Origin of the sequence: Pantoea sp. CTOTU50773 (assembly GCF_032082325.1) — a bacterium.
Taxonomy (GTDB): Bacteria; Pseudomonadota; Gammaproteobacteria; order Enterobacterales; family Enterobacteriaceae; genus Pantoea; species Pantoea communis.
Window position 1 is genome coordinate 1 of sequence record NZ_DAMDQC010000193.1, and the last position, 7,365, is coordinate 7,365.

Annotated in this window: 6 protein-coding genes; 4 read left to right on the plus strand and 2 right to left on the minus strand. The window is 51.1% G+C overall.

Annotated elements, in window-relative coordinates:
* Positions 1–476: 476 nt before the first annotated feature.
* Positions 477–1,964 carry a muropeptide MFS transporter AmpG gene (gene ampG / locus RT340_RS20620; RefSeq protein ID WP_313377613.1) on the minus strand — a complete coding sequence of 496 codons (1,488 nt, stop codon included), beginning with the start codon at positions 1,962–1,964 and terminating at the stop codon, positions 477–479.
* A gap of 54 nt (positions 1,965–2,018) precedes the next feature.
* A complete protein-coding gene (locus RT340_RS20625; protein ID WP_034828101.1) occupies positions 2,019–2,597 on the minus strand; it encodes a lipoprotein in 579 nt (192 codons plus the stop codon).
* A 267-nt stretch (positions 2,598–2,864) separates the two neighbouring features.
* Between RT340_RS20625 and bolA the strand changes: the two genes are divergently transcribed.
* From bolA to clpX, 4 genes are all read left to right on the plus strand, one after another.
* Entirely contained in the window at positions 2,865–3,179 is a 315-nt protein-coding gene (gene bolA / locus RT340_RS20630) for a transcriptional regulator BolA (RefSeq protein ID WP_034828103.1), read from the plus strand.
* Between the two features lie 301 nt (positions 3,180–3,480).
* Entirely contained in the window at positions 3,481–4,785 is a 1,305-nt protein-coding gene (tig, locus tag RT340_RS20635; protein WP_045833927.1) for a trigger factor, read from the plus strand.
* Between the two features lie 336 nt (positions 4,786–5,121).
* Entirely contained in the window at positions 5,122–5,745 is a 624-nt protein-coding gene (gene clpP, locus RT340_RS20640) for an ATP-dependent Clp endopeptidase proteolytic subunit ClpP (protein WP_008103933.1), read from the plus strand.
* A gap of 127 nt (positions 5,746–5,872) precedes the next feature.
* Positions 5,873–7,144: an ATP-dependent protease ATP-binding subunit ClpX gene (gene clpX, locus RT340_RS20645; protein WP_034828109.1), complete on the plus strand. Its 1,272-nt coding sequence runs from the start codon at positions 5,873–5,875 to the stop codon at positions 7,142–7,144.
* Positions 7,145–7,365 lie beyond the last annotated feature (221 nt).

Sequence of the window (7,365 nt, forward strand, 5' to 3'; positions counted from 1 at the left end):
AATCCCCAAACTTTTATTGTATTTCCTGAGTCTCATTTAACGACCTCAATGACAAAGGGCTCTATTGTCGTTTAAGTGTGCGCGCATTTTACGGGAAGGTTTATGCAGTGTAAACCAGCTTAAGGATGTGTCAGAAGGCTGTTGACACCTTTTGCTAAGGGTGTCACAGATGTTGCGCAGGGTGACAAATTATTAATTGCGACAAGCAGTTGGCGTCAATATAACAAAAAACAATGATAGAAACCGCAGAAAAATCAGGGAAAGCATAAACCGTACTATTAATGCCCATTTATTTAACAATTATGTAGCATTTGGGTGATGAGTTTTCTACAAAGTAATTGCGCACCGGATTTAAATATAATCCAGGGTTGTTAATTTAATGTTTCTTTTTCGCGATGAAAAAAATGCTATTCGTTAAAATGAGTTCGTTGTTATTTTTTTAGCCAAATATTTAGCCGCTGGCAAATTATCATTACTTAACTCAGATTTTTTCCCGGCATTTTTCTTAACGCCAGACAATCCAGAATCACACCTAGCGCCACGGCCACCAGTGCTAGTGCCATGCCCCACTCAAAAAGCGGAGTCAGCAAGGCATTGACATGCCAGACGTCAGCCGCATTTAGTGCCAGCAGCACTAACCAGAGCGACAGCAGGCCACAGCCGGCGCTAAACAGGCGCACTGTCCAGCGATAGCCTTGCGGCCACAGGCTTCGCATGACAAAACGTCCGTCTTGCTGAATGGCTTGCAGAGTGCCGCGGCTGATCCACAACAGCAATAAGCCAGGCACGCCAGCGAACACAGTGAAAGCGTAGAAGGTCGGCCAGCCCCACAGCTCAACCAGCCATCCCGCTGCCGGTCCGACATAGACACGCCCGACGGCAGAAAGCGCCGAGAGCAGCGCGAACTGCGTTGCGGAAAACGACTTATTGCACAATGTCATCAGCAGCGCCACAAACGCGGCGGTGCCCATCCCGCCGCAAAGATTTTCTATGAACACCGCGCTCGCCATGCTCCATAAATGAGGTGGCGTCACGGCCAATAGCCAGTAAGCGAAGTTGGAAACGGCCTGAAGAATGCCGAAAATCATCAGGGCACGGAACAGGCTCAGGCGTTGCATCAGCACACCGCCGTACAGCGCACCAATGATGGTTGCCAGCAATCCCAGCGTTTTATTCACCAGTCCGACATCGCCGGCGCTGAAACCTACGCCGCGAATCAGGAAGGTGGTGGTGAGCGACGCAGCAAAAGCATCACCGAGCTTATAAAGGATAATTAAGGTGATCAGCAGCCAGGCATTGTTACGCAGGAAGAAGTCTTTGAGCGGGAACGAAACGGCCTGACGCAGGGTGTGCGGCTCGCGCGCGGGTGCTGCGGGCTCTTTGGCCAGCAATGTCGCAATCAAACCTGGCAACATCAACAGTGCCATTAACCAGTAAGTCGCCTGCCATCCCAGATAGCGATCGGCCAGCCACAGCGCCAGTCCGCCTGAAATCAGCATCGCCAGGCGATAACCCAACACAGTAATCGCGGCTCCGCTGCCCCGTTCTTCTGGCGGTAGCACATCGGTTTTCCAGGCATCAAACACGATATCCTGCGATGCAGAACAGAAGGCAACCAGCACGGCCAGGGCAGCTAGCAGCGTCAGATCGCGCGAAGGCTGCATAAAGCCCATGGCGATAATACCGGCGATCAGTGCGAGTTGAGTGACCAGTAGCCAGCCACGGCGACGGCCAAGAAACGGCGGGGTATAGCGATCCATCATCGGCGACCACAGGAACTTAAACACGTAAGCCTGGCCGACAAGGGAGAAGAAACCGATGGTTTTCAGGTCGACATTCTCTACGGTCATCCACGCCTGTAGGGTCCCGGCCGTGAGTGCTAAAGGCAGTCCGGAAGCAAAACCGAGCAGCAGTAATACGGCTGCATTACGTTGGGTGAAAATGCGCAGATAGTGAGAAGTCATAACCAACCTGAAATGATGCCCGGCCAAAGATGACCGGGCAGAATAGCTGAGGAATTAGCGGGCGTTCTGTTTAATAAATTCGTGAACGCTGGTGTCCTGCGCCATATCAGCAATCACGTCGCTCAGGGTAGAGTTGACCGCGTTGGTGATCTTCGCGTTAGTGGCGGTGAATGCGCCTTCTACGCTGTAAGTCTGACGATAGTTTTTAACCTGCTTGTTACCGTTTTTCGCGGTTGCAATGATGGAAATGTCAGCTTTGGTGGTAATGCTGTAACGCACGTTACCTTGTGTCACATCAGCGTAAAGACCATTGACGACAATCTGCAGGTCAACCGCACCGTTTGGTCCGATCATATAACCGCGTGCTGTCATCTGCTTCTCCAGCACTTCCTGTAACAGGAAACGCAGATCGCGCGATGGTGTTAAGGTGACTAACTGACCGTCACGATTCACTTTTGCCAGTGCCTGATCGGAACGCTGATCGGCACCGTTAACGCTGATGGTGGCACCCATCAGACCGGGATCTTGCTGTGGCAGCTGGATCTTAGGCTGAATGTTCAGGGTGGTGTTATTGCTGGCACAGCCGGCTAAAATAAACGCAGCCAGCAGAGGGAATAACAGTTTTTTCAACATACTCATTCTCGTTAGCATATGGGTTGGTTTGCAAAACTGCGGCCATCATAGCATTGCGCGACGGCGAAAAAAGCCCCGTGCCAGTGGAAATTGATTGTAAAGGCTTTTTTCGGACAGGCGGTCATGCAACAGCATTGACCTGACGCATGAGCCCGTTAAGATGCGCAGCAGATCAGGAATTATTTCCGGCGCGCCTGCGGGTTGGGCAAAAAACCTACTAATATTTAAACAGATGGGCACAGCGCTCGCCGTTGAGGAGTGTTAACAATGATTCGCGAACAAATAGAAGAAAAGCTGCGTAAGGCGTTCGAACCTGCACATCTCGAAGTGCATGATGAAAGCTATCGTCATAACGTGCCCGCTGGTTCTGAAAGTCACTTTAAAGTGGTGATTGTCAGCGATGTGTTTACCGGCCAGCGATTCCTGCAGCGTCATCGCGCCATTTATGGCGAACTGACCGAAGAGTTAGCAGGGAGCGTGCACGCACTGGCACTACACACTTACACGCAAAAAGAGTGGGATGGCTTGCAAGATACCGTGCTGGCGTCACCGAACTGTCGTGGAGCGGGTACCCTCGCCTGAGTTCACACTTCATCCTCTCTCAAAACGGCCTGCGGGCCGTTTTCTTTTCATCTATTACCCTCAAACGCGATCCATGGCGCAAAAAAGCAGCAAAACCGCTAAAAAGTGGTGAGTTTGCAGCCTCGACTCATTCCAGCGATGCCGCTATAATGCGGCGTCTATTTTTCCGGAATGTCTTCGGGACGCTTCTGGTGACAGGGATTAGGTTCTGCCTGCAGAGGCCGTCCCGATTGTTGGATACGGCGCATTTAATGTGTGGTGTCTGAAGTTGACCGAGCACGTGATTTTTTGAGGTAACAAGATGACAGTTTCAGTAGAAACCACTCAGGGTCTGGGCCGTCGCATTTCGATTACTGTTGCAGCTGACAGCATCGAAAGCGCAGTGAAGAAAGAACTGGTGGAAGTGGCTAAGAAAGTCCGTATCGACGGTTTCCGTAAAGGCAAAGTGCCGGCAAACATCATTTCTCAGCGCTACGGTGCTTCTGTTCGCCAGGACGTGCTGGGCGAGCTGATGACGCGCAACTTCGTTGACGCCATCATCAAAGAGAAAATCAACCCAGCTGGCGCACCAAACTACGTGCCAGGTGAGTACAAAGAAGGTGAAGATTTCACCTACGCGGTTGAGTTCGAAGTGTATCCTGAAGTTGAGCTGAAAGGCCTGGATGCTATCGAAGTCGAGAAGCCAGTGGTTGAAGTCACCGATGCTGACGTTGATACCATGCTGGAAACCCTGCAGAAGCAGCAGGCGACCTGGAAAGAGAGCGATGCAGCAGCGACTGCTGAAGATCGCGCAACCATCGACTTCTCCGGTTCAGTAGACGGCGAAGAGTTCGAAGGCGGCAAAGCGTCTGACTTCGTACTGGCGATGGGCCAGGGTCGTATGATCCCAGGCTTCGAAGAAGGTGTTGTTGGCCACAAAGCGGGCGAAACCTTCACTATCGACGTGAAATTCCCGGACGATTACCACGCTGAAACCCTGAAAGGGAAAGACGCGAAGTTCGAAATCGTGCTGAAAAAAGTGGAAACTCGCGAGCTGCCAGAACTGACTGAAGAGTTCATCAAGCGCTTTGGCGTTGAAGATGGTTCCGTTGCCGGTCTGCGTGCAGAAGTGCGTAAGAACATGGATCGTGAGCTGAAAGGCGCTATTCGTAACCGCGTGAAATCTCAGGCGATTGATGGTCTGGTTGAAGCCAACGACATCGACGTGCCAGTGGCACTGATCGACAGCGAAATCGACGTTCTGCGTCGTCAGGCTGCTCAGCGTTTTGGTGGCAACGAGAAGCAAGCTTTCGAACTGCCACGTGAGTTGTTCGAAGAGCAGGCTAAACGTCGCGTTGTTGTCGGTCTGCTGCTGGGCGAAGTGATTCGCATCAACGAGCTGAAAGCTGACGAAGACCGCGTTAAAGCGCTGATCGAAGAGATGGCTTCTGCATACGAAGACCCGCAGGAAGTGATCGAGTTCTACAGCAAGAACAACGAGCTGATGAACAACATGCGCAACGTTGCGCTGGAAGAGCAGGCTGTTGAAGCGGTTCTGGCGAAAGCCAAAGTGACCGATAAAGCAACCAACTTCCAGGAACTGATGAACCAGACCTCAGCGGCCTGATTCGTTAGTTAACCGAAAGTGCGAAGCCCGCGACTGAAAAGTCGCGGGCTTTTTCGTTTTAGGGTGCTAACCGCATAGATTTGTCCTCTATTTGCCTAATTAATCGGCAAATTGTTCGCTAAGCTCTTTTTCCGTGTTAGCGAATGGGCAAAAGGTTGTTATGCTTGAAACAACTGGGCAGCATCCCCAGATACAGGGAGAATGCATGAAAACAGTGAGACTGGCTGATTAACCGTCCTGTTATGTCGGAGTGAGAAGGCAGCGCATAGTTTTCCCGACGCGCCTCACGTAATATCGGTACAGAATGTTGCCAATGAAATTTATCAGGAGACGGTAATGTCATACAGTGGCGATCGTGAATTTACTGCACCGCACATGGCGCTGGTGCCAATGGTGGTCGAACAAACCTCGCGCGGCGAGCGTTCATACGACATTTACTCCCGCCTGCTCAAAGAGCGTGTGATCTTCCTGACCGGCCAGGTTGAAGATCATATGGCCAACCTGATCGTGGCGCAGATGCTGTTTCTGGAAGCTGAGAATCCTGAAAAAGACATTTATCTCTACATTAACTCGCCAGGCGGCGTGATTACTGCCGGGATGTCGATTTATGACACTATGAAATTTATCAAGCCGGACGTCAGCACCATTTGTATGGGTCAGGCTTGTTCAATGGGTGCGTTCCTGCTGACTGCAGGTACCAAAGGTAAGCGCTTCTGCCTGCCGAATTCCCGCGTCATGATTCACCAGCCGCTGGGCGGTTATCAGGGCCAGGCGACGGATATCGAAATCCATGCGCGTGAAATTCTGAAAGTGAAGCAGCGTATGAATGAGTTGATGGCTGAACATACCGGCAAATCACTGGAAGAGATCGAACGCGACACTGAGCGCGATCGTTTCCTCTCTGCCAGCGAAGCGGTAGAGTATGGCTTGGTCGATTCCATCCTGACGCATCGCCAATAAGACACATCTGGCTGCCCCTTACGCTATAGTTAACGGGGCAGCACGATGAGTTGCATGAATATCGGCCGTTGATGTGCGGCCAGTGCCGTACACCAAATTGGGTCTGAGAACGAAAAGAGGTTAGCTGATGACAGATAAGCGCAAAGACGGTTCAGGTAAGTTGCTGTACTGCTCTTTCTGCGGCAAAAGCCAGCATGAAGTCCGTAAGCTGATTGCCGGGCCGTCAGTGTATATTTGCGACGAATGTGTTGATTTATGCAACGACATCATTCGCGAAGAGATTAAAGAAGTGGCTCCGCACCGTGAGCGCAGTGCACTGCCGACACCGCATGAAATCCGTCATCATTTAGATGATTACGTCATCGGTCAGGAAAGGGCGAAAAAAGTGCTGGCGGTAGCGGTCTATAACCACTACAAACGTCTGCGCAACGGCGATACCAGTAATGGAATCGAACTGGGCAAAAGTAACATTCTGCTGATCGGTCCAACCGGTAGCGGTAAAACCTTGCTGGCTGAAACCCTGGCGCGTTTGCTGGATGTTCCGTTCACCATGGCGGATGCCACCACCCTGACCGAAGCCGGTTATGTGGGTGAGGATGTGGAAAACATCATCCAGAAATTGCTGCAGAAGTGTGATTACGATGTGCAGAAAGCACAGCGCGGTATCGTTTATATCGATGAAATCGATAAGATTTCTCGTAAGTCAGATAACCCGTCAATCACGCGTGACGTATCCGGTGAAGGCGTACAGCAGGCGTTGCTGAAGCTTATCGAAGGTACCGTTGCCGCGGTTCCGCCGCAGGGTGGACGTAAGCATCCACAGCAGGAGTTCCTGCAGGTTGATACGTCTAAGATCCTGTTCATTTGTGGTGGTGCTTTTGCTGGCCTCGACAAAGTGATTTCCCAGCGCGTGGAAACCGGATCCGGTATCGGCTTCGGCGCTACGGTGAAAGGTAAATCGCAAAAAGCCAGCGAAGGCGAGTTGCTGTCGCAGGTTGAGCCAGAAGATCTAATCAAATTTGGTCTGATTCCAGAATTCATTGGTCGTCTGCCGGTGGTGGCGACGCTGAGTGAATTGAGTGAAGAAGCCCTGATTCAGATTCTGCGCGAACCGAAGAATGCGTTGACCAAACAGTACCAGGCTCTGTTTAACCTTGAAGGTGTGGAGCTGGAGTTCCGAGATGAAGCGCTGACGGCGATCGCTAAGAAAGCGATGTCACGCAAAACCGGCGCGCGTGGTCTGCGTTCTATCGTAGAAGGTGCGCTGCTGGAAACCATGTACGATCTGCCATCGATGGATGACGTGGAAAAAGTGGTGATTGATGAGTCAGTGATTGACGGTCAATCCGAGCCGATGTTGATTTATGGTAAGCACGAAGCTCAGGCTTCTGGCGAATAAATAAACAATCTAACCATGTTGTTATCTTAAAAAAGGGGAAAATGTTTCCCCTTTTGTTTTTCTCTCTCCCCTGACATTGAATGTCGACCAAGCATCCCCATATACTCAATATCCTGTGGGTTGAACTGCAAACTTCTTTTACGCGGTACCCATCACCTGGCGGACATTAAACTAAGAGAGAGCTCTATGAATCCTGAGCGTTCTGAACGCATTGAAATCCC